This is a genomic window from Bacillus sp. 22483, from assembly GCF_052044605.1.
GTDB lineage: Bacteria > Bacillota > Bacilli > Bacillales > Bacillaceae > Bacillus > Bacillus altitudinis.
The window spans coordinates 44,396-63,589 of the sequence record NZ_JBQENU010000016.1; the positions used below are offsets into that span (position 1 = coordinate 44,396).

Consider the following 19,194-nt stretch of genomic DNA (forward strand, 5'->3'; position numbering starts at 1 on the left):
CCTATAAACAATGAAAGACATAGACCAGGGCAATTTTGCACTGATCTATGTCGTATGATTTATTCTTCTATTGGAAAAACCCTGATCTCAAACGCATTCTCCAACGGCAGATATATAGCTGACTCGTATTTATATTTATCTCCATCTAAATCAGCAATCCCATACTTAGCAACTAAACGAATCAAGTTATCAACCTTTTTAATATCAATCGGTTGAATAGATATTTCTTTATAATTGTCATCAACAATTCGTACATTCATCATTTCTTGACCTCCTCGGCATATTCTTGCAGCTGCCTTTCAATAGTTTCCACAGGTACAAGAGGAAAAGCAGTTTTTTCCCACAAGATAAATTCACATCGCTTATCATCAGCGTCAGGGAAATACTTTTTTATTAAGTCATTCCATGTTCTGATTGTCATTTCCGCACCTCGAAAGCGGGCGTGTAGATATTACCTTTGACGCCTGTCCAATTTTTATTTCGGTAGATTGTCATCTTAATCCGGTGCGTGCCAGATGTATGATTTACCGTGTAAAATTCCTTTGCTGGTGTGGCGTTCTTAAATGATCCGACCAAGCTGAACCGCTGATCTTTCCATTTACCATTCAGCTTCTTTTGAAGCGTGAAACGATAATAGACCGTTTCACTTCCTGTTTTGCGTGCTGTCACGTCGATTGACCTAGCGCGAGGAGTGTATGAATTTGCATCCGTTGATACGCTGATTGTGTGTCCGGCCACTGTTTTATATCCGCTCGTTACAGCTGCGGCTGACGGCGCACAAAGCACCGCAGCCACAATGATAGATAGTGTGATTAGTAGTTTTTTCATAATGTTACCCTTCCTCATATCAAACTTCCATCAAAGATCAGAGTCATTTCTTCTTCGTTTGTTATATCCTCAAGCACTTCTTCTACTGGTATTATTTTGTTGTCCTCGCCTTTGGCTCGGCTGTATCTGATTGCTGCATATGTTTCCGTAACTTCGGTAATATTTTTTGATAAGCTACCATCATCATCTGCGATTTCTTCTTTATATATTTTCAGTGCATTTTCTTTGGTTTTCGCTTTAATAAGCGCAATATATGGATCGTTTACTTTGTAAAATTTCATTTCTTTCATTCACCCTCCGTTTTTAACAGTTCCGGATTTTTATAGATGTTTCCGATGCGTTGATAGTAATCAAGCTCAATCATTGAGTTTTGAACGAGATAGTCAGGTACAACTTCAAAGCCATCTTCATCAGTGACTTTTGGGTTTACCGCTTCCGCATAAAAACCTACACATTTTGAAGGCTCGTACTCATCGCCGCTCCCATCCTGTTCATATTTTCCTAATTTCACAACCGCCACATATCCACCAGAAAAATGGGAAACTTTGATTAAATCACCTACAAAAATATCTTTCTCTTCATCTGCACAAAGGTTCCGTGCGATTAACTCATATTCTGTTTCATCAAAGCAGGGTGTCAGATTCTTCGCTGGCTGCACTTCTAATTGGCTGATTGAAAATACCTTAGTTTCAATGATTCCAGTGGCTCGGTGTTTAAAGACGTATCTCACGAGAATGTCCATCAATACTCCTCCTCATGTCTTGCCTTGATCCTTTCAAATTCTTCGATTGTATAATCAACATGAGCAGGATCGTAACAGTTTTTGAGATCGTTAATATCAAGAGGAGCATTGTGTTGAGACACCATGTTGTAAAAATCGGTTAAATCTTGATCACTTGGCTTCTCACGATCTTTTCTAATGAGACACAACGCATCTGTAATTTCTTTTACATCTCCGTTAGGATCGGTTAAATCCATAAAATCAGGTCCATAGCTTAGGTAGCGTTCAGTATGTTTATTTTTAAATACAATCGCTGGCACAGTTTTCATATCAGAGACCCTCCTGCAGATCTTGTATATCGCCTTGATAAAACGTGTTCTGCTTAATGACTTCAAAAATAATTGGCCGTTCTCCTAATTTAGTACACGATCCATACATATCAATTAATGCGTTTCGCATTTCGTCCTCACTAGGATAGTGATCCCATCCTCCCAAAAGTCGTATGCCTTGTACGTTTAAATAAAAAATGCTTCTCAGTTTCATAATGATCTTCCTCTCTATTAATTAGCTTTCTTATGATATTTATTAAGATGACTTGGTACGCACATCTCAGGGAGGTTAGCCCGAACGAGCTGCTCTGCGAATTGAGGTGGAACACTATTCCCCACCCTGCGTATTTGGTCGGATTTATTACCAATGTTGAATGTATATCCAGGTGGGAACCCCTGCCCTGCAAATAGTTCGTTTGGTTGCAACATACGCAATCCAATGTCTGCGATCCTCTGACCATTAGTGCAAACTGTTGTTAATGCGAAACGATCTTTGGTTGTAATGGTATGCAATGGCTCGTCTAGTCGCTGGCCTACGCCTTGACCGTAATACTTAGTCAAAAATGCAACGGTCACTAATCCGAATCTATTGCCGCCAGCTGTGATTGTGTGTAATGGTCGATCAAGCGAAAGACCTCTTACATCCTTTTCTGATTTCTCTGTGTAATAGCTAATCAAGAAAGCAGCTTTGCTCTTATCCGGTACCAATACAGGAGTTGGATTGTTTACGATGAACTTATCAATGCCTCTTTTGATTCGTTTCATCGTATTTTCAACTAGCGGCCGCTTTCTGCTGAATATACTAGGAACCCCTATGGACCAATCTATAATCTCGTAAGACGATCGCCACGGCTTGAGCTTTCCCGTTTGAACAAGAAGACTTTCAGGATCACCATGAGTTGGCTTTGGCCATACGATTTCTTTTCCGTCACATCTAGCAACCATGAAGAATCTTTTTCGTATGGTTGGCGCTCCATAGTTGCAAGCCGTTAATTCTCTAAACTGCACTTCATATCCGAGTGATTTGAGCGCTTTTACAAATGATTGAAATGTCTGCCCCTTTTTCTCTTTGATGGGTTTACCTTCGTTAGAGATAGGACCCCAGTCTTTAAATTCCTCAACGTTTTCAAGGATGATGACGCGTGGCTTAACAGCTATCGCCCATCTGACAGCGATCCACGCAAGCCCTCTGATGCTCTGTTTTACAGGCTTGCCGCCTTTTGCCTTTGAATGGTGAGTACAGTCAGGGGAAAACCACGCTAGACCGACTTTCCGCCCCTTAACTGCTTGTTTAGGATCAACATCCCACACAGATTCACAATAATGTTCTGTGTCAGGATGGTTAGCCTCATGCATTGCAATGGCAGCAGGATCGTGATTGATAGCTATATCTACTGATAAGCCTGTGGCAAGCTCGATACCTGTACTCGCTCCCCCGCCTCCTGCAAAATTGTCCACTATGATTTCTCTAAATAGATCAATCTGTTTCATTGGATCAACCCAGCAACAAAAATGATCGCTATGATAGCCAACAGTGTGAATATGACAGGCCCGTTCGACTCATGCTTCTCCATCAATAATCCCTCTCTTTTTTTCATTCTGCTTGCTTGGCTTGTTGATCAAATCGGCGCAGCAGCTCATCTTTAATTGTTTCAGCTTTTTTTCTTTGTCCTTTGATGTAAGGGCTATTGATGCGATCACCAGACAGCACCGCATCCCCTATACGCCGTTTGATGTCATCCAGAGCCATCCAAAGCCCTTCATATGACATGTTTTCAGATGGTTTAAACTCCATATGATCCTCCCTCAGAACAGTGTCAGCTGTTCCTGATGTTGTTCTTTTTGCTTTATTGAAAAATGCCTGGCTTCAAATGCTCCATAGTGTGAACCAGGACTATCAAATTTTGATACATAATAATGAGCGGCACCGAGAGGAAAGAGAAAGTACTCTACACCCTTTTCTAGCGGTGTAAACTTATCAGTGAGACATATTCCCTTCAAAGTCATGCCACGCTTTCCCACGGCAACCGCTCGACCCTTTTCATACTTCCGGCACAGCCGATTTTCCCAAGATTCCGGCGTGCTGCTGGATAGGATTGATATGTGTCATACTCGCTCCATTTCCCGTTTGCTAATAGAGTAGAACGCCAATAGGCAACATATCCGCTCGCTGTATTGACGATACAAAATTCAGCGTGAGGAGATTTTGAATACCAGATTTCTTTCATTTTGACTGCCTCCCTGCAGGAGGAAGCTCCTGCTATTTTATTTTGTGTGAACTCGAATAATTTAAATTTGTGAATTGGCCGTCACGTGTAGTGATTTCGGTTTTCCCGTAAATAGGTGCTTCCACCAAGAACACTTCATCGGAATGGCCATCTAGGATAATGACTTTCACTTCTCCTTTGGTCATAAAGTTATCAATGGAGATGTTAGAGTCTATATGTTTGTAAGGATTATTCATGCGCACAAGGCCTCCCATGTTATAATGAATTGTCGAGATTCATTAGAGCCGGAGCCTTGTGCTTTGGTTCTTTTTATTTGCCCTGAAGAGCTTGTAAATCACGTACACACATTCTAAATAGGTCTTCGTCATTTAAGTCTAAGGACAAGTCAATAAGAGCTTTCAAATCATCTTCAGTAATTGTTACATCCAAGTTTTTAGCCCAATGTTTAGGAACAGCTGTAGACTTACCCTTAAGCGGCTTCACTAAAATATTTTTGTCAGTAACTTTAATTACGTAACCAGATATATGAAACATTTTGCGTGCAACTTCACCCAAAGCTTCCACCCAATCGCCTTCTACAATCTGTTTCATTTCCTGAAGCTCCTTCCACACTTCGAGCAGTAAGGACCATTAAAAACCCGTGTGCTAAATTCCAACCAATAACCACGCTGCACCGAAACTATATTTCTACATTTGAAGCAAAAGAAGTGCTTATGTTTGAAGAAAAACTTGATTTTATTAATCATCTGACAACCCTCCATCCTTTCCTGATCCGACTGTGTAGTTCATATTTTTTAAGTGGTTCGTAGAGGTGGACACGCTGTCCATCCTCTTCGCGATAAAGCAAGAACCACCGTTTTGAGCGTTTGCGTGCCATCTTATGCAGCCCCGTCTTCCTCATCTTTTTGATCATCTTTAGGAAGATCGTATTCATCTGGAACACTATCTTCTGAACCCTTTTCGTCTTCAGCTGCTTCTTCATTCTTGGTTTGCATCGGTCCAGCTTCGTTGGCTTGATCCTGCTTCCAGTCCCACCATGTTTCAGCGAGCGGAGCAACCGCTGCTCGGTAGTCATTGATCAGATCAACGATTGCACCGGAGGACATTTCAAGCTCAGTGGCCAACTTCCGGTATGATTCACCTTCAATGCGACGCTTCGCGATCTCTGACATATTTTCAGGAAAACCGTCCAGTTCTGGAGCCATACCTTCAACGATGAATTGATCCACCACTTCACGTTTAATCTCCATCGGTTTTTCTTCAATTTTTGGTTTTTCTGCAGGTAAGCCCAATTCTGCCTCTAACTGTTCCGGCTCAGGATCAGCTATGTGAACCACGCCGCTCTGGTCTACTTGATAATTTACGATCGGTCGCTCAGTGTTCGCATTGATTTGAACGTTATAGCGGACAATGTCACTTTCAATCTCCACTTTCACGTCCTTATCAATCATTTCTGCAAGGTTTTGAATTCTGTTACCTAGCTCCTTTGTTGGCACTTCCAACACTAATTCTGTAATCCCTTTAGGCTTGTGATTCATTTTTTTAACTTTTCCATTGAAATTTATAAAAGACATATTTGTTCCTCCTCGTGGGTTGGTGTAAGAGTAGATACTTCGACTTCAATTCTTGGTGTGCTGCTGTAGAACTTACTTACATGCAGATCAACAATTTGACTATCATCCTGCCAAATCACTTTATTCAGGCCATCTTTTATCCCTTTGATGTAGTTATCAACATCTGGCTTCTTAGCTGGTCTCAGCTCGCCTCTTTCAGCTTCTGCGGCCCTTTTCTTGCTGAAACTTTTTAGTAGGGATTTGTAAACTTTAACCCTCAATTCCAGAGGACCTGTAAGGAGTTGTTCTGGACGATGATCACTTGCAGCCAGCTTCACGTAAGACTTAAAATCTCTTGATTTTTTCGGATCATACAGCCTTGTCATCCCATTCCTGTGTGCAGCCCTCGGTCTTCCTTGTGCAACTGGCTCAGCGTAAATGGTGAATGCTATTTTCATTCGAATGCCTCCATCCTCGCGTTATATGTTAAAACCTTATTTCCTCGCTCACCCTTGACTGAAATGACTAGCATTTCGAGATCATAGAGTGATAGCTTTTCGAGATTTTCATTCTCACTTGGTTTATATCCAACGCGCTTCAATTCTTTGCGCAAGAACTGTTTGCGCTGTTTGCTATTGATTGACATATTCATTCCTCATTTCACATAGCGGCTTCCATTTGCCGCGATAGATTTACAAATTTGCCGTACTCTTTCGCAAATGCTAAATTTACTGTTCCTGTCGCACCATTACGATGTTTAGCAAAAATGATTTCAATAATATTTTTAGATTCGCTTTGCTTGTCATAATAGTCGTCACGATAGAGGAACGTAACAATATCAGCATCCTGCTCGATGCTTCCAGAATCACGCAGATCGGACAACATCGGACGCTTATCTTGTCGCTGTTCTACTCCACGTGAAAGCTGAGATAACAGAACAATTGGAACCTCAAAATGCCTGGCCATAAGCTTTAATTCTCGTGTTATTTCCGCAACTTCATGGTTTTTACTTTCTGGTTTCCCGATAGGAGTGATCAACTGTAAATAGTCAATAATCACCAAATGATCTTGATCAGGGTGTTCATTCTTGGTTTTTCTAATTCTAGAACGAATATCAGCAACGGTTTGAGATGGCTTATCATGAATATGAATATCTAGTTTTTCATATACGCCCATTGCTTTACTGGAGTTCTCATGATCTTCCGCACTAAAGAATTTTTTTGGATTTCTCCACTTAGTGTTCTCGATTCTTCCGATGTTGCTTAACATCCGATGTGTCAATTGTGTATCAGACATCTCAAGGGAAAAAATATCAGTTACACCTTTTTTATAAGCATTGTTAATAGCTAGATTTAGTGCAAAAGCGGTTTTCCCCACTGATGGCCGCGCAGCCACAATGATCAAATCACTTTTTTGCAAACCTCCAGTCATAGCATTAAGATCTGCTAGACCAGTGTCTACTCCAGTGACATCACCCTTTTCTTCTTCCAAACTCATGAAGATTTCTGTTAAAACATCTGTTTTCGTTCGAGTCTCTTGAACGCCTACTTCTTGAGCTTCAATCGTTTTTTGATACAACTCGACGATACCTTCATCAGTTGGGGAACTGGCAAATGCTAAAGCAGCACTTTGCAAATCTCTAAGTCTAAAAGCCTCGTAAATTAATGTTTCATAGGTTTCAAATGAATGAGTAGATGGAACAGCACTTGCTAGGTTAGTTAAGTATTCAAATCCCCCAACAGCTGCTAAGGCTTCGCCCAAGGAAGCTGATATATTTGCTAGTTCAACCTGTCTGCCTAGCTTGTCCACTTCCCTCATCGCTTTAAAAATCTGTTTATGTCGTTCCTCAGCAAAATGTTTGGGCTCAAGTGTAGTTTCTTTGATAAGGTCGCCCTCAATGATGATACAACCCAATAAAAACTGTTCAGCCTCTACGTTTCGCAAATTTTGCATTTCTTACCCACTCTTCCTGCTTCTCTAGAAATTCATTTTTCTCTGGTTGGTTGACCTGTATCTCAGCAATGACAGGTGGGAATCGTTTTTCAGCGATATGCTGATTGATCTTTTTTAAAACAGGTTCATACGGCAGTGCAGTTAAATGCTCTAACCAAATCTTGATTCTTTCTTTTCCGATCGCATCTGTAGAGAGTTCAAATCTAGGATAGGCAGCAGCTATCCTTGTTAAGATAGCCATCGCTTGTTCTTCGGTCATGCTATTCATGCTAATCATCCTCCTCCAAACTTAATGCCTTTTTCTTTGGCGTATTGAGCTAATGCTGATAAGTTGTCTTGTTGTTTCTTAGGTTTAAATTCAGATATGTTGTTCGGTGGATTGTTTTTGGCATGCCATCGATCAAGAATGCCCTTCTCCAGGTAAGTAAACGATTTTATGCCATCTGCTCTATGTCTTGGTCGGTATTGATCGAATATCTCGTCGATCCACTTCATTATGTCTTCAAGTGGTATTTTTTCATGAATAACTCTTTCGATGGCCTGTGCATCAGCAGGAGTTATCATCAATCCACCTTTTCGAGACAAGTATTTATCTTCGATTTGTTGGAAAGGAGAATCATTTCCTACTGGCGACTTCTCCTCTTCTTCTTTTAATTCTTTATTTCTTAAATTCTTTACATTCTTGTTTGTGTCTGCAATCGGTCTATGATCGGTCTGCTCGTGGTCTGCTTGCGGTCTAACTTTGGTTTCTTTTTCTTGATAAACGCTGTAATTACAAATGGTTATGGTGGTTTTCTTGCGGTCTGATTTTTTAATAATCATCTCGTCGTTTTCGAGAAGTTTCAGAAAGTTTCTAGTCTTGGCTTTCCCCCACTTCCACCGATCCATTAGTTTCAATTCTGAGGTGATTAAACTTCCTTCAGGAACATGAATTATTTCCAGTCCGAGCTTCACCTTTGCGTCTTTATGATTTGCCATCATTAAAAGGTCGAGCCATGCCTCATATCTTGAAAAAGTTCTATCTTCTTCATAGAGCCAGTGATTTCTAATTGCTCTATGTAATTTAATCCATCCAGTAGACAAACAAATTCCTCCTTCCCAACTATTTGCGTTTGAGTCTACAAATAGCGTATTTGCCTTTGATGTCGATCAATTCGAGATGCGGTTCATACTTGGCCATATATGTCGTGATATACATCATTAATACCTTTTTCCGCATCTGCGGAGCGGCTGACATCGCCAACGTAATAAAACAATAGGGATAAGCTGTTTTAAAAAGCTCGCTCATTTTGGTATATAGACAACCTTTCCTGTTTGTTTTGCTATTTCTTCTTTAAACAACCGCTCATCACTGTTTGTGTCAGATAGATGCAATAACCATATTTCCTGCACTTTTGACAAGTCATTTGCGGCTAGGAATGTCTTTACATTCTCAAGGCTGAAATGCGACTGTATGAGCCGATTACGCATACTTTTGTGAATGCTTCCATTTTCGATATTTGCATCCAAAATGGACTCTGCGTAATTGCACTCAACCATGATGTGCGTGAGTCCAGGAAACTTGTATTTGATGTAATAGGTGTCAGTGGCAAAGAGGAGCTTGTCTCCATCCTCATTAGCCAATAGGAAGCCATACGGCTCTGATACGTCGTGTTGCACATCAAAGGGCATAATAAGCCACGTGCCGATCCTAAACGTCTGTCGGGCTTTTACAAGATTGATTCTGTGATGATTTTCCACTCCGAGAGCTTGTGCCGTTCCAGAAGACATATAACAGTCGATTCCTGCACGCAAAACATCTTTCAATGCCTTGCAGTGATCACCATGTTCATGAGTGATGAGACAACCAGCGAAACTTATATCGAAATCAAAAGCACGTTGCATCTCTTTGAAAGTGATACCACACTCCAAAAGGAGCGGGGTTTTACCATCAGTCACCCGATAGCAATTCCCCTTACTGCTTGACGATATAGCTTTGATCTCAATCAAAATGGTGGCTCCTCGGTTAAAGCTGAAGGTTTTGAGTCAGATGGCTGTTGCTTCTCTTCTGGCTCCTTTATCGGTTCTTCTGGAACGGTATAATCCATATCAATAGTTTCTGAATTCGCATTTTCATTTACTTCACGAGCAACTGTTTCAGTTGTGTCCGGTGTTTGTGTTTCTTCGTCCGTATACATGTTTCCAAGAGAATTAGGAAAGGCTTCCCTTAAAGCATTAACAATGGCTGTTTTGCGGATCATGTTCATCGGCATCGTTTTCCAAGTTGATTGACCTTTGCTGAACTCATCAAAACTTATCCGAACCGGTGTAGGTGTTTCACGATCTTTTCGATAAACGGTGGCCCATCCACCTAACAATTTGTCATTTGGTAGTTTAATAGCACCCTCTATATCCACCATTTCACCGTCCCGTTCAACAATAATTCCTGCACGTATTCCGGCGAATTCTTCATTGTTTTCAGCACGCTTCATAAATGCTTCTTTTCCAACAATAATTTGTGCTGGCGATCCCTTAAATTTCACCAGATATGCCTCATTCAAAAATGGATTGAGTTTCTGGTATTTGCATAGGTTGATAAACATGACCACTTCTTGATCCGTTACATCTGCATTACCACGTACTAAGTAGGTTTTCACCGTATTCCCTGTGAGTTTTACCTCTTCTCCATTCACAGCAAATACTGAAGGTTTTTCCATCAATTTTGTGTTTGGATTTGATTGTTGATTACTCATCCGTATCCTCCTCATAAATAAATCTGACCTTTTTGCCTTTATGCTCTCTTAGAAAGGTCTTTAGCATTTCAGCAAAATCCGATGGACCTTTTAAGTCTCTTTCCAAGATTGCATCTTCAGGACATTCAGAAAGCGGACGAACGTCCATGACCTGTTTACCATCAATCAGAAGTTTTTCACGTTTGCAATCTTCCCAACCTATACCTGAAAGAACTTTCACCTCTACCACTTCACTCATGCGATCACCTCACAATCTACAGTCAGCAAGTTGTCATCAGTTTCAACTCGCAGCTGCTTGTCCTTGTCGGATACTATCAAGCTAATAACTTGAGCATTCACATCGATAAGACACGTGACCGCCTCGCTGTTATCAACGAAAATCGGCGCAGAAATACCATAATGCTCATTTAACGTATTGATGATATCTAAACCGACATTGATTCGTGCCGCATTGTTTAGGCCTTTGGAGTAAGGCACACCTTCATACAGCGTTTCACAGGTTTCTGTTAAACCGCCGTTGACTTGCTCTTCAAACAATTTGAAGCGAGCATACTTGAATTTGCTGTTTATCCGTTCTTCCATAAGGTTCATCTTGGTTCTGATGAACTCTTCAATCAGGAATGACTGCTGTTCTACCTCGTTATATTCATCAGCCATTTTACGTTCTTCATCTTTTAGCTCTTCAATCCGTTTCAGAGCTTGTTTGGCTTTATCAATGCAAAGTAGATCATTAAGAACCAATTTCATTTCTTGCTTTTTTTCCTTGATCTGCTCGTTAATCGTTTGAACAGCTCCACTTGTCTCCTGCTCATCTGACTGGATCTCGTTATTGATCTTTTCAAGCTCCTCTACCTTGTCTAGATACATTGGATTATCGGAAAGCGGAGCAATAGACGCTTCAGCTTGTTCCATATTTTCTTTCAGTTTTTCTAAATTTGAAGCCTTAAATTTCTCTTCCAAATTCAACTTTTGAAGTTGCTCATCAACTTCATACAGCTCATTTTGCTTATTGTCATATTCAATTCCTAATTGCTTTCCCTTATCGGCTATGCGCTCAAGGAAGGCGCTTTTTTGCAAATTGAATTTCTCAATAGCAGCTTGAATTTTTTCTTCCGGCAATGATTGTCCACATGTTGGACAATCTGTTTGATGATCCTCAAACGATTCTTCGTACTTTTTAGACCATTCTTCTCGCAACTCAAAGCGCTCTTTATCTATTTGAGATAGAAAAGATGTTAAGTGCTCTTTCTTCGTGATCAAATTACTGAGATCATTCTGGATTTGAGAAAGATCGTTTTTCGCTTTGTAGTAGGCTTCTTTTTTCTCATTCACTACCTGAAATCTTTTTGAGTCATACTCATTCATAATTTGTTGCAGATCGCCTTCGAGCTGAAGCATACGCTTCTTACGATCTGCACCTGCATCAGATCTGATAGAGCGGACTTTATCTTCCAATGCCATAAGTGATGACTCAAGAGCTTTTAGCTCTTCTTTCAGTTGTTCATGGTTAAGATCACTGACATCATCAATAGAACGATTGATTTCATCGATCCGTACCGGATATTGCTCCAGGAGTTTAGTGATCTTTTTACGTTTTTCAGCAAGGATGCGCTTTTGTTCATCAAGACTTTTTCCATCTAAGATGGATTGAAGCTTTGACAATGAATTGTTTTTTGAAATAACGTCCTCATCAGTCACAGCACCACCGATCTCCATGAGAACGTTTAGGCGATCCTGCCACTTCATTTGTTCGTTGAAATAACTTGGGGACGTAATGAGTTTGAAAATATCCTCAGAGATAATGTCATTGACCTTCTCAGTGAACTCTTTTTTCTTAACCGGCACGTCATTGACGTAGTAGTCAGTCGTATGGCCAGAGAAGACTTGCTTTGCTGATCCCCGTTTCTTGGTCCATTTCTCTGAATAGACCTTTTTCAACTCAACCGACTTTCCATCAATTAGTAAGACAGCCGATACCTCATGCTCCACGCCGCTTACCGCTTTGTTATCCTTTGAGAGCGTCTTGATCTCAAAGTCTTTTTTGTTTTGGCTGTCTTTATCAAAGAGCAGCCACGTGAACGCATCAAACAACGTTGTTTTGCCTGTAGCGTTATCACCATAGACCTTTGCACTTTCTCCACCTGTTTCAAGGGTGAATGATTTTACACCCTTGAAATTTGATAGATGGAGTTCTGCCAACCTGATATTTTTGGTCATGAACAAGCCTCCATTGATTTACAGTGCCAACCTGCTATAATAGGGGTTGACACTTTTATTTTCTTTTTTTTGTAATTGGTTCACTTGTGGGAGTGAACCTTTTTAATTTGCATTCACAAAGGTAAAATCGAGTTGTTCCTTCAGATAGCGTTCCAAGTTATCAACGAGGATCATTTCACCCGCATTTCTATCAATGACATACTCATCATTTGAGAAAATCTCATCCCCGAAGTAGTCAGTTCCAACAACATCAACCACTTCAACGCCTTTTGGGTATCCAGTGGCATTTATTTGAGTGATCATTGGATGTTCAATGTTCATGCTAAAACACCAACCTTTCTTCGGATCGCATCAGCAGTGAGCTTTTTATATTCTTCAAAAGCCTCTTGATTCGGGAAAAAGAAAATAGGTTCCCCATGAAAAGTAATCACAATTGATCCTCCAACTTTCGTTAAACGGACTAGATCGTCACGTTTCTCTGAAAAGGGTTGAATAACAGGTTTTTCTCTCATTACTTTTTCCTCCTATTAGTTATTGATGCTTATTCGCATCGTCCGACTGCGGATGGTGCATGATTTGAGGGGATGGTGTGTGTGCATTGTCCATCCGCAAGCCGGACGACAAGAATAAAACTTGTCGTGCTCTTTAAAGAGCGATATAATAAATTCGATCATTTCGATATTCGATTTAAGCAGTGAGTGTAGGAGCTTGCTGCTTTTTTCTTTGTTCAAAATCCATACGTGACTTTAATTGCGTTTCGATTTGAGCCAGTGCAATTTCTCCTTCCTCACTGAACCGCTCATTACATACCTCAATGACTTCCTTCGCTTTCATTAACTTGCTTGCCACAAATACAAACTTCATTTAAATCAATCCTTTCATTTTTGTTTTTAACGATTTCGGATATGTTACTGGCGTAATCTTTGCAGCTGCCTTCAACAATTTCACCGTTGATTGTTTTTCATATTGCTGAATTTGTTTTAAAGATTTAGCAATATCTTTGTGAGCTGCTAATGCCGTATCTATATCCGCACGCTCTAATGCTTTCATTAATCTTTTTTGCAGTTGTTCAATACAGATCATTTCAGCTGTTATCCCTTCATGATCAATGCTCTTGAAAATCGCTTTTCTCATCTTCATCCTCCAAACAAAGCCATAATGGCGGTAATTTGCTGTGTGACTGTCAGTGGATCAATGCCGCATAATGTAGCAATCATTGCTTCTTTTGCATTAGTTGCTTCCATCCACCTGACGTATGTAGGAACATCAAGCATCTTTTGATCATTCTCGATCTTCGATATGCAGCTTCGAGAGCGGCTAAGCATTTCCGCAAGCTTCTCTTGGGAAATGCCTGCCTGCAATCTTGCTTTGCGAAGCACCACACCCAACTTCACAACCTCCCCACCCCCTTTCAATGTTCCTATCTGGAACATGTTCCGAATTGGAACAGCAAAACTCATATATCCGCTGTATTCTAAGGTGGTAAATTCTTAATCAATCACTGGCTGAAAGTTGGATTCCATTTGTGACATTTGCCATTCTTCAAGAACTTCTCTTTTAAAGAAGATTCTTTTTCTTACTCGGAAGAATGGTATTTGCCGCTCTTTCACCATTGTGTAAACAGTGTCGTGATGTACCCCAAGAAAATCAGCCGTTTCTTGAACGTTCATAGTTGATTTTGTTGGCATATTTTTATCTCTCCTAATCATTAATTTAATTTCTATTTAAGAAATTTAATTCTGAAAGAAATCCTTAATGTCACAGTCTAATTCTTTTGCCAAGATTGGGAGATGATTTGCTTTAAAGGCATATTCTCCAGTCTCATATTTCATATATGTTGAAGCATTTTTGAATCCTAGAGCTTTGGCCATTTGTTGCAAATTAATTTGTTTGACATTACGTCTTGATTTGACAAATTTTAAATCTAACATATTTCCCTCCTCTCGATTTCTGTTTTAGAAATCTTGTCGTTGATTCAATAATACATTTCTAAAAAAGAAATTTCAACTGTTTTATTTCTAATTTAGCAATTTATTTTTTTCTACATTGGAAAAATGTTAAGATTTATATTGCTAATATAGAAAGTTGGTGATTAATGATGCTGGCTGTAGGCGAAAGAATAATAAAATTAAGAGAACAAAAACAATGGAATCAAAAAGAGTTGGCTCAAAAAATCAATATGAATGTCAGTGTAATGAACAGAATAGAAAAAGGAACGCGTCCTTTAACTGATATTGAAATTGTGAAAATCGCTGAGGTTTTTGGAGTATCAACAGATTATTTACTAACCGGAAAAGATTATAGGTTTGAAGCAGAACAACTTCTGAGATCAGGCAACGCGTCTACTGCTGCAAGTGATGGAGATACAGATATAGAAAAGAGAATTGAAAGAATTGAAAGAGCACTAAGACTCCAGGAAGGTCGTAAACCAGGGGATAAACAAAATGACTTCAATGGTGATTAAATAAAGACACTTTAATCACTTTCACTTCATGTTATTTCTTAAAAGGGGGCGCTTTTTTGAAAAAGACTTTTTTTCACTTACTTATTTTGTTAATAATAACTTCTTTAGCTGCTTGTAGTGCACAAAGTACTAAAGTAAATGAATCAAATGAAAAGAGCGATAAACAGGAAGAACCAAATAAAGATTCATCTGCTAAGAAGAAAACTAAAAAAGAAGCAGATGGAACACGAACCGCTCCAATACCTATTAAAGAGCCAATTTATTTCGAAGATTACATAAGTACTTCAGATAATGAATATACTGCTGAATTAAAAATGAACGTAGAAGAGGTTATTCGGGGCGATAAAGCATTTGATGTTTTATATGACACTAATAGCACAGTCGATAAACCGAAAAAAGGATTTGAATGGGCACTTGTTAAGGTCAAAGTGAAAATGACAGATTCTGAAACTGATGATGAACCTCTTCTATTCAGCCCAATTCTTAACTTCGATTTTTTTTCTAGTGATGGATCTCCTTACACACAGGAGCTGGGCTTTATAGCACCAAAGGACTTTAAGGGAGAAGTTTATAATGGCGGCTCTCTTGATGGTTACATAGTGAACCAAGTAGAAAAAGAAGATGACTTTTTAATAGCTTATAAAAGTATATCCACTACAGGTAAACTATTCTTTAAAACTAAATAATAAATGCCCTTTTTGGGCTTTTATTTTTAACTAAAAACAGAACATACGTTTCTTTTCTATCCGATTATATTTTCATTGTAGAAAGGGGCTAAATAACATTGAGGTATATAAATAGTCATCTAGAAGATTGGATTGAGTCATTCCTTAGTAATATTGGCATAAATGAATCTTATCAATTAGACAAATACAAAATAGCTAATGACCTAGATATTTGGATATTTTATGTTAATGACACAAGTCATTATGTTGAGATTAACAACCTGTACACTATTTTTCTAAATAAAAACCTATCTAAAGAAGAACAATGGCAAGATTTCGCCCATGAACTTTGTCATATTGTTAGACAATCCAGTCAATTCTCAAATTTCCATTTGACCAAAACTTTATGGAATATCTATCAAGAAAAACAAGCAAATTATTTTGCTTATCATTTTTGCGTTCCAACATTCATGTTAATGGATTTGGATTTACCCAAAGAACATGAACTAGCTGTCTTGAAGATTTCTAACATTTTCAATGTTACTCCTGAATTTGCGAATCACCGTTTAAATCTTTATTATCAAAAAACTTTTTCTCAGACAAGGAGCGTTTTATATGGCTAGCATTGAAAAAAGAGGTAGCAATTCTTTTAGATTAGTTGTTGAAATTGGATATGATGCTAACGGTAAAAGGTTAAGAAAATATAAAACTATTCGTATAGAAGATCATAAACTGCTAAAAACAAAAAGAAAATTACAGGAATACCTCTCTGATCAACTTTATCAGTTCAAGATGGAAGTCCATTCTGGAGAATATATTGAGCCAGAAAAACTAACATTTGAATCCTTCATCAATAAGTGGAAAGAAAAGAAGCTCTATCAAAAGAACGGAAAACCTTACTCTTTGACAACATCAGATGTTTATTGGCGCCACTTGAAAAATCATATCCTTCCTGTTTTTGGACATATGAGGATAGAACGTATAAAGAGTTTACACATCGTAGACTTTTTAGATGATTTATCAAAGGATGGGGCTAGAAAAGACGGTAAGCCAGGAGGATTAGGAGAAAGAACAATATTAGATATCTTTAAATTACTGCAGGTAGTTTTTAAAACCGCAGCTGAAGAATGGAAGATTATCAAGATTGATCCAATGAAGGGATTGCCCTTGCCAGTCAACGAGAAGAAAGAAATGAACTATTTTGAAGCAGATGAAGCTGCTCAATGTATTAAGATTCTATATGAAGAAGTTGATATTAAATGGAGACTTTATTTCTTAGCAGCGATGATAGGAGGATTAAGACGAGGCGAAGGTCTTGCACTTGAATGGCATTTAGATGTGGATTGGGATGCTGGTGGATTTAAAATTAATCGTTCACTTTCAAAGACAATTCAAGGCAAACCGCATGTGAAAGACCCTAAGTCTAAAAGTTCAAAACGGTTTGTGCAGATGCCAGATTGGTACATGAATGAACTGTCTCTTTACTATCATATGTGGAAAAGAGAAAAGGAAAAGCTTAATGATGCCTGGGAAGGTGGAGATCACCAATACATTTTTCATAGTGGTCTTGGTAAGCCTTATTACTTTACTACTCCAACTACAAAGTGGAACCGCATTACACAAAAGTATAAAATAAAAAATATCCGTTTACATGATCTACGTCACACTATGGTTGCTTTATTGATGGAAGCCGGCGAAAGCATAAGTGCTATTCAAAGACGTGCCGGACACGCTAGCGCCAGAACAACATCTGATATATATGGCCATGTAACAGATGAAATGAAAAAGAGTGCAGCGAATCACTTTAACAAGTTTGATCCTAAACATCTGAGAAACACAAATTCAGAGATAGGAAATTTCCGTCCCCAAGTCGTCCCCAAGGTTAAAAATAATGCATAATACAAATTTGAGAGATTTCTCATCAAAAATAAAAAAATAGCCTTCCCCCTTGTATTCTAAGGGGGAATTAAATATAATAATATTTGTTGAAACATCCCGGGGCATTAGCTCAGCTGGGAGAGCGCTACGCTGGCAGCGTAGAGGTCAGCGGTTCGATCCCGCTATGCTCCATTATCAAAAGCCTATCCAATGATGGATAGGCTTTTTCATTTGATTTTACTCATAAGAGATTATTTGTCTGGTTCTTGAATTTGATAACCAAAGACTCCTTTTATCTCAACATCCCCACAGCCTTCTTTTTTGGTCAGTTTAATACCATGGGGTCTATAAATGTAACGCCCACTTGATAAAATTCGGTCTGTTGCACTTAGATCATATTGGTTACCTGTATACTCTTTGACTGATGACGGAAAATCCGTTCCTGATAAGGATGTTCTGTAGAGTGTCACCTCTAGAGTACAACCCTCTGCATTTAGTATAGAAAATTGGTAGCCATAAGTAGATGGATATTGTTCAGGATTATTTTGACCTCCTGGTACCCACAGATCTTTTTCCTGTTCCGTCATGATGAAATCAACTTCTACTTCTCGATAAATGGTCTTAGCTGCAACCTTTTCCATATTAAAATGGAACATGACAATGAAACAAAGAGACATCATTACACTTATCCGCTTCATACAACCCCTCCATTCATTTTTACCATTATACAACAAATAACTCCAAAAATGGTTTTATTTTACTTTTTTATAATAGAAAAGGGTTGATTCATTCCATATGTGTTAACTTTCTATGACCTTTCTTAATGTTTCTTTGGTCTTTGGACCATATATGCCATCTGGGGTTAACCCATGCATCATTTGAAATCGAGACACTGCATTCGCAGTCTTGGGTCCGTAGTACCCATCGATTCCATTATTGATCGCTCCCTTATCAGGATAAAAATAAATCGATGCTAAGGCTTGTTGTACAGCTTTTACAGCTGACCCTTTTGTAAGAGGCTTCGTCACTTTTAAAATACCTGCAGGCAAACTGTATGTTTTTTTGACCTTGTTGGTTTTAGATGTTGATCTCGTTGATATGGTTTTGATAGATGTTTCTTTCACAGGTTTAGCTGTTGTCATTTGACTTGATGCTGATGCAATACCAGCTTTGAAGCCATCCCACCGATTTAACAGCTTACGCGGACACTCTTTCCCGCTCCAATGCTTATGCGGCACCACGTTTGATAAAGGAATTCCTAAATCCCCCATCAGTTTTCGAATGAGCCATTGGGCGTTTTCAACGGCTTGTTCAAAGTTACCGCCTGCATTTTCACAAATTTCAATTCCAATTGATTTCATATTGCCGGTTCCCCTGCCATCTCCTGCGTGCCAGCCATTTTCGTTTAAAGGTAAATGCTGATAAATGACCTGATCATCGACCGTGTAGTGCCAGCTAACCCCGGTACTTGCCCGAGCAACAAATGCTGCATGATTTGCCGCATCAGCCCCCCGTCCAGTGTTCGATGTATTATGCACCGTAATATAGAGCGGCTTCATCCTGTTTCCTGGTCTGTTGCGATTTTGTTTTGGGATGAGTGCTTGAATGATCTTCACCATATTGTTT

The 19,194-nt window shown here is 39.2% G+C and carries 33 protein-coding genes and 1 tRNA gene; 5 read left to right on the plus strand and 29 right to left on the minus strand.

Translation table 11 applies throughout. The features are described from left to right. Positions 1-59: 59 nt before the first annotated feature. The 27 genes from ACTJJQ_RS17835 to ACTJJQ_RS17965 all read right to left on the minus strand — a co-directional run bounded on the left by ACTJJQ_RS17835 (position 60) and on the right by ACTJJQ_RS17965 (position 14,492). The gene (locus tag ACTJJQ_RS17835; protein ID WP_268396833.1) at positions 60-263 is read right to left on the minus strand and encodes a hypothetical protein; all 204 of its coding nucleotides are present in this window, start codon (positions 261-263) and stop codon (positions 60-62) included. A gap of 154 nt (positions 264-417) precedes the next feature. Continuing rightward, entirely contained in the window at positions 418-828 is a 411-nt protein-coding gene (locus ACTJJQ_RS17840; RefSeq protein ID WP_440600461.1) for a hypothetical protein, read from the minus strand. Positions 829-842: 14 nt separating this feature from the next. Continuing rightward, on the minus strand, positions 843-1,118 hold the full coding sequence (locus ACTJJQ_RS17845; protein ID WP_440600462.1) for a hypothetical protein: 276 nt from the start codon (positions 1,116-1,118) through the stop codon (positions 843-845). After that, entirely contained in the window at positions 1,115-1,570 is a 456-nt protein-coding gene (locus ACTJJQ_RS17850) for a hypothetical protein (RefSeq protein WP_440600463.1), read from the minus strand. The genes ACTJJQ_RS17845 and ACTJJQ_RS17850 overlap by 4 nt, the downstream gene beginning before the upstream one ends. Beyond that, complete coding sequence (locus ACTJJQ_RS17855) at positions 1,570-1,878, minus strand: hypothetical protein (RefSeq protein ID WP_264432449.1); 309 nt, start codon at positions 1,876-1,878, stop codon at positions 1,570-1,572. The genes ACTJJQ_RS17850 and ACTJJQ_RS17855 overlap by 1 nt, the downstream gene beginning before the upstream one ends. A gap of 1 nt (position 1,879) precedes the next feature. Next, positions 1,880-2,092, minus strand: coding sequence for a hypothetical protein (locus tag ACTJJQ_RS17860; RefSeq protein WP_332277016.1), 213 nt, complete (start codon positions 2,090-2,092; stop codon positions 1,880-1,882). 17 nt (positions 2,093-2,109) lie between these two features. Continuing rightward, entirely contained in the window at positions 2,110-3,369 is a 1,260-nt protein-coding gene (locus tag ACTJJQ_RS17865) for a DNA cytosine methyltransferase (protein WP_440600464.1), read from the minus strand. 103 nt (positions 3,370-3,472) lie between these two features. Then, a complete protein-coding gene (locus ACTJJQ_RS17870; RefSeq protein ID WP_216099088.1) occupies positions 3,473-3,673 on the minus strand; it encodes a DUF6877 family protein in 201 nt (66 codons plus the stop codon). 208 nt (positions 3,674-3,881) lie between these two features. Next, positions 3,882-4,106: a hypothetical protein gene (locus ACTJJQ_RS17875; RefSeq protein ID WP_440600465.1), complete on the minus strand. Its 225-nt coding sequence runs from the start codon at positions 4,104-4,106 to the stop codon at positions 3,882-3,884. 32 nt (positions 4,107-4,138) lie between these two features. Continuing rightward, the gene (locus ACTJJQ_RS17880; RefSeq protein ID WP_138277977.1) at positions 4,139-4,342 is read right to left on the minus strand and encodes an XtrA/YqaO family protein; all 204 of its coding nucleotides are present in this window, start codon (positions 4,340-4,342) and stop codon (positions 4,139-4,141) included. A gap of 73 nt (positions 4,343-4,415) precedes the next feature. Further along, on the minus strand, positions 4,416-4,697 hold the full coding sequence (locus tag ACTJJQ_RS17885; protein WP_440600466.1) for a hypothetical protein: 282 nt from the start codon (positions 4,695-4,697) through the stop codon (positions 4,416-4,418). Between the two features lie 287 nt (positions 4,698-4,984). Further along, positions 4,985-5,680, minus strand: coding sequence for a hypothetical protein (locus ACTJJQ_RS17890; protein ID WP_440600467.1), 696 nt, complete (start codon positions 5,678-5,680; stop codon positions 4,985-4,987). Then, positions 5,668-6,117: a RusA family crossover junction endodeoxyribonuclease gene (locus tag ACTJJQ_RS17895; protein ID WP_008360797.1), complete on the minus strand. Its 450-nt coding sequence runs from the start codon at positions 6,115-6,117 to the stop codon at positions 5,668-5,670. Before ACTJJQ_RS17895 ends, ACTJJQ_RS17890 begins: the two co-directional genes overlap by 13 nt. 202 nt (positions 6,118-6,319) lie before the next feature. After that, a complete protein-coding gene (gene dnaB / locus ACTJJQ_RS17900) occupies positions 6,320-7,612 on the minus strand; it encodes a replicative DNA helicase (RefSeq protein WP_440600468.1) in 1,293 nt (430 codons plus the stop codon). Further along, positions 7,584-7,880: a replicative helicase loader/inhibitor gene (locus ACTJJQ_RS17905; protein WP_440600469.1), complete on the minus strand. Its 297-nt coding sequence runs from the start codon at positions 7,878-7,880 to the stop codon at positions 7,584-7,586. Before ACTJJQ_RS17905 ends, dnaB begins: the two co-directional genes overlap by 29 nt. Before the next feature lie 5 nt (positions 7,881-7,885). Beyond that, positions 7,886-8,695 carry a hypothetical protein gene (locus tag ACTJJQ_RS17910; RefSeq protein WP_440600470.1) on the minus strand — a complete coding sequence of 270 codons (810 nt, stop codon included), beginning with the start codon at positions 8,693-8,695 and terminating at the stop codon, positions 7,886-7,888. A gap of 201 nt (positions 8,696-8,896) precedes the next feature. Next, positions 8,897-9,601 (minus strand): MBL fold metallo-hydrolase, encoded by a 705-nt coding sequence (locus ACTJJQ_RS17915; RefSeq protein ID WP_440600471.1) that lies wholly within the window; start codon positions 9,599-9,601, stop codon positions 8,897-8,899. After that, entirely contained in the window at positions 9,598-10,344 is a 747-nt protein-coding gene (gene bet / locus ACTJJQ_RS17920; protein ID WP_008360781.1) for a phage recombination protein Bet, read from the minus strand. Before bet ends, ACTJJQ_RS17915 begins: the two co-directional genes overlap by 4 nt. Continuing rightward, positions 10,337-10,582 carry a hypothetical protein gene (locus ACTJJQ_RS17925; RefSeq protein ID WP_008360779.1) on the minus strand — a complete coding sequence of 82 codons (246 nt, stop codon included), beginning with the start codon at positions 10,580-10,582 and terminating at the stop codon, positions 10,337-10,339. The genes bet and ACTJJQ_RS17925 overlap by 8 nt, the downstream gene beginning before the upstream one ends. Beyond that, positions 10,579-12,561: an AAA family ATPase gene (locus ACTJJQ_RS17930; RefSeq protein ID WP_410685484.1), complete on the minus strand. Its 1,983-nt coding sequence runs from the start codon at positions 12,559-12,561 to the stop codon at positions 10,579-10,581. Before ACTJJQ_RS17930 ends, ACTJJQ_RS17925 begins: the two co-directional genes overlap by 4 nt. A 102-nt stretch (positions 12,562-12,663) precedes the next feature. Further along, positions 12,664-12,882: a YqaI family protein gene (locus tag ACTJJQ_RS17935; RefSeq protein ID WP_008360775.1), complete on the minus strand. Its 219-nt coding sequence runs from the start codon at positions 12,880-12,882 to the stop codon at positions 12,664-12,666. Continuing rightward, on the minus strand, positions 12,879-13,073 hold the full coding sequence (locus ACTJJQ_RS17940) for a hypothetical protein (RefSeq protein WP_008360772.1): 195 nt from the start codon (positions 13,071-13,073) through the stop codon (positions 12,879-12,881). Before ACTJJQ_RS17940 ends, ACTJJQ_RS17935 begins: the two co-directional genes overlap by 4 nt. Positions 13,074-13,248: 175 nt before the next feature. After that, complete coding sequence (locus ACTJJQ_RS17945) at positions 13,249-13,425, minus strand: hypothetical protein (RefSeq protein ID WP_155887876.1); 177 nt, start codon at positions 13,423-13,425, stop codon at positions 13,249-13,251. Continuing rightward, the gene (locus ACTJJQ_RS17950; protein ID WP_008360770.1) at positions 13,426-13,695 is read right to left on the minus strand and encodes a hypothetical protein; all 270 of its coding nucleotides are present in this window, start codon (positions 13,693-13,695) and stop codon (positions 13,426-13,428) included. It abuts the gene before it with no gap. Positions 13,696-13,697: 2 nt separating this feature from the next. Continuing rightward, the gene (locus ACTJJQ_RS17955) at positions 13,698-13,943 is read right to left on the minus strand and encodes a helix-turn-helix domain-containing protein (protein ID WP_440600478.1); all 246 of its coding nucleotides are present in this window, start codon (positions 13,941-13,943) and stop codon (positions 13,698-13,700) included. A gap of 108 nt (positions 13,944-14,051) precedes the next feature. Next, on the minus strand, positions 14,052-14,249 hold the full coding sequence (locus tag ACTJJQ_RS17960; RefSeq protein ID WP_008360767.1) for a helix-turn-helix domain-containing protein: 198 nt from the start codon (positions 14,247-14,249) through the stop codon (positions 14,052-14,054). A 45-nt stretch (positions 14,250-14,294) separates the two neighbouring features. Continuing rightward, positions 14,295-14,492: a helix-turn-helix domain-containing protein gene (locus tag ACTJJQ_RS17965; protein WP_144470926.1), complete on the minus strand. Its 198-nt coding sequence runs from the start codon at positions 14,490-14,492 to the stop codon at positions 14,295-14,297. 167 nt (positions 14,493-14,659) lie between these two features. Between ACTJJQ_RS17965 and ACTJJQ_RS17970 the strand changes: the two genes are divergently transcribed. From ACTJJQ_RS17970 to ACTJJQ_RS17990, 5 genes are all read left to right on the plus strand, one after another. Beyond that, positions 14,660-15,025, plus strand: a complete 366-nt coding sequence (locus ACTJJQ_RS17970; RefSeq protein ID WP_252056568.1) for a helix-turn-helix domain-containing protein — start codon at positions 14,660-14,662, stop codon at positions 15,023-15,025. 56 nt (positions 15,026-15,081) lie between these two features. Further along, a complete protein-coding gene (locus tag ACTJJQ_RS17975; RefSeq protein WP_440600472.1) occupies positions 15,082-15,711 on the plus strand; it encodes a DUF4352 domain-containing protein in 630 nt (209 codons plus the stop codon). Positions 15,712-15,809: 98 nt separating this feature from the next. Continuing rightward, a complete protein-coding gene (locus ACTJJQ_RS17980; protein ID WP_411210653.1) occupies positions 15,810-16,313 on the plus strand; it encodes an ImmA/IrrE family metallo-endopeptidase in 504 nt (167 codons plus the stop codon). After that, a complete protein-coding gene (locus ACTJJQ_RS17985) occupies positions 16,306-17,589 on the plus strand; it encodes a tyrosine-type recombinase/integrase (protein ID WP_440600473.1) in 1,284 nt (427 codons plus the stop codon). Before ACTJJQ_RS17980 ends, ACTJJQ_RS17985 begins: the two co-directional genes overlap by 8 nt. A gap of 98 nt (positions 17,590-17,687) precedes the next feature. Continuing rightward, positions 17,688-17,760, plus strand: a tRNA-Ala gene (locus tag ACTJJQ_RS17990). A 59-nt stretch (positions 17,761-17,819) separates the two neighbouring features. On the opposite strand, the gene ACTJJQ_RS17995 is transcribed toward ACTJJQ_RS17990, so the two are convergent. Both ACTJJQ_RS17995 and ACTJJQ_RS18000 read right to left on the minus strand, forming a co-directional pair. Beyond that, a complete protein-coding gene (locus ACTJJQ_RS17995; protein ID WP_025207857.1) occupies positions 17,820-18,266 on the minus strand; it encodes a hypothetical protein in 447 nt (148 codons plus the stop codon). Positions 18,267-18,368: 102 nt separating this feature from the next. Next, positions 18,369-19,187 carry a peptidoglycan recognition protein family protein gene (locus ACTJJQ_RS18000; protein WP_045034522.1) on the minus strand — a complete coding sequence of 273 codons (819 nt, stop codon included), beginning with the start codon at positions 19,185-19,187 and terminating at the stop codon, positions 18,369-18,371. Positions 19,188-19,194 lie beyond the last annotated feature (7 nt).

Bases quoted from the DNA above. Each gene is read 5' to 3' on its own strand.
- ACTJJQ_RS17905 (WP_440600469.1), bottom strand. From the start codon at position 7,880: ATGAATAGCATGACCGAAGAACAAGCGATGGCTATCTTAACAAGGATA.
- ACTJJQ_RS17890 (WP_440600467.1), bottom strand. From the start codon at position 5,680: ATGTCTTTTATAAATTTCAATGGAAAAGTTAAAAAAATGAATCACAAG.
- ACTJJQ_RS18000 (WP_045034522.1), bottom strand. From the start codon at position 19,187: ATGGTGAAGATCATTCAAGCACTCATCCCAAAACAAAATCGCAACAGA.
- ACTJJQ_RS17870 (WP_216099088.1), bottom strand. From the start codon at position 3,673: ATGGAGTTTAAACCATCTGAAAACATGTCATATGAAGGGCTTTGGATG.
- ACTJJQ_RS17835 (WP_268396833.1), bottom strand. From the start codon at position 263: ATGATGAATGTACGAATTGTTGATGACAATTATAAAGAAATATCTATT.
- ACTJJQ_RS17940 (WP_008360772.1), bottom strand. From the start codon at position 13,073: ATGAGAGAAAAACCTGTTATTCAACCCTTTTCAGAGAAACGTGACGAT.
- ACTJJQ_RS17895 (WP_008360797.1), bottom strand. From the start codon at position 6,117: ATGAAAATAGCATTCACCATTTACGCTGAGCCAGTTGCACAAGGAAGA.
- ACTJJQ_RS17840 (WP_440600461.1), bottom strand. From the start codon at position 828: ATGAAAAAACTACTAATCACACTATCTATCATTGTGGCTGCGGTGCTT.
- ACTJJQ_RS17985 (WP_440600473.1), top strand. From the start codon at position 16,306: ATGGCTAGCATTGAAAAAAGAGGTAGCAATTCTTTTAGATTAGTTGTT.
- ACTJJQ_RS17960 (WP_008360767.1), bottom strand. From the start codon at position 14,249: ATGCCAACAAAATCAACTATGAACGTTCAAGAAACGGCTGATTTTCTT.
- dnaB (WP_440600468.1), bottom strand. From the start codon at position 7,612: ATGCAAAATTTGCGAAACGTAGAGGCTGAACAGTTTTTATTGGGTTGT.
- bet (WP_008360781.1), bottom strand. From the start codon at position 10,344: ATGAGTAATCAACAATCAAATCCAAACACAAAATTGATGGAAAAACCT.
- ACTJJQ_RS17970 (WP_252056568.1), top strand. From the start codon at position 14,660: ATGCTGGCTGTAGGCGAAAGAATAATAAAATTAAGAGAACAAAAACAA.
- ACTJJQ_RS17865 (WP_440600464.1), bottom strand. From the start codon at position 3,369: ATGAAACAGATTGATCTATTTAGAGAAATCATAGTGGACAATTTTGCA.
- ACTJJQ_RS17845 (WP_440600462.1), bottom strand. From the start codon at position 1,118: ATGAAAGAAATGAAATTTTACAAAGTAAACGATCCATATATTGCGCTT.
- ACTJJQ_RS17945 (WP_155887876.1), bottom strand. From the start codon at position 13,425: ATGAAGTTTGTATTTGTGGCAAGCAAGTTAATGAAAGCGAAGGAAGTC.
- ACTJJQ_RS17860 (WP_332277016.1), bottom strand. From the start codon at position 2,092: ATGAAACTGAGAAGCATTTTTTATTTAAACGTACAAGGCATACGACTT.
- ACTJJQ_RS17995 (WP_025207857.1), bottom strand. From the start codon at position 18,266: ATGAAGCGGATAAGTGTAATGATGTCTCTTTGTTTCATTGTCATGTTC.
- ACTJJQ_RS17950 (WP_008360770.1), bottom strand. From the start codon at position 13,695: ATGAGAAAAGCGATTTTCAAGAGCATTGATCATGAAGGGATAACAGCT.
- ACTJJQ_RS17880 (WP_138277977.1), bottom strand. From the start codon at position 4,342: ATGAATAATCCTTACAAACATATAGACTCTAACATCTCCATTGATAAC.
- ACTJJQ_RS17855 (WP_264432449.1), bottom strand. From the start codon at position 1,878: ATGAAAACTGTGCCAGCGATTGTATTTAAAAATAAACATACTGAACGC.
- ACTJJQ_RS17875 (WP_440600465.1), bottom strand. From the start codon at position 4,106: ATGAAAGAAATCTGGTATTCAAAATCTCCTCACGCTGAATTTTGTATC.
- ACTJJQ_RS17935 (WP_008360775.1), bottom strand. From the start codon at position 12,882: ATGAACATTGAACATCCAATGATCACTCAAATAAATGCCACTGGATAC.
- ACTJJQ_RS17850 (WP_440600463.1), bottom strand. From the start codon at position 1,570: ATGGACATTCTCGTGAGATACGTCTTTAAACACCGAGCCACTGGAATC.
- ACTJJQ_RS17925 (WP_008360779.1), bottom strand. From the start codon at position 10,582: ATGAGTGAAGTGGTAGAGGTGAAAGTTCTTTCAGGTATAGGTTGGGAA.
- ACTJJQ_RS17885 (WP_440600466.1), bottom strand. From the start codon at position 4,697: ATGAAACAGATTGTAGAAGGCGATTGGGTGGAAGCTTTGGGTGAAGTT.
- ACTJJQ_RS17965 (WP_144470926.1), bottom strand. From the start codon at position 14,492: ATGTTAGATTTAAAATTTGTCAAATCAAGACGTAATGTCAAACAAATT.
- ACTJJQ_RS17930 (WP_410685484.1), bottom strand. From the start codon at position 12,561: ATGACCAAAAATATCAGGTTGGCAGAACTCCATCTATCAAATTTCAAG.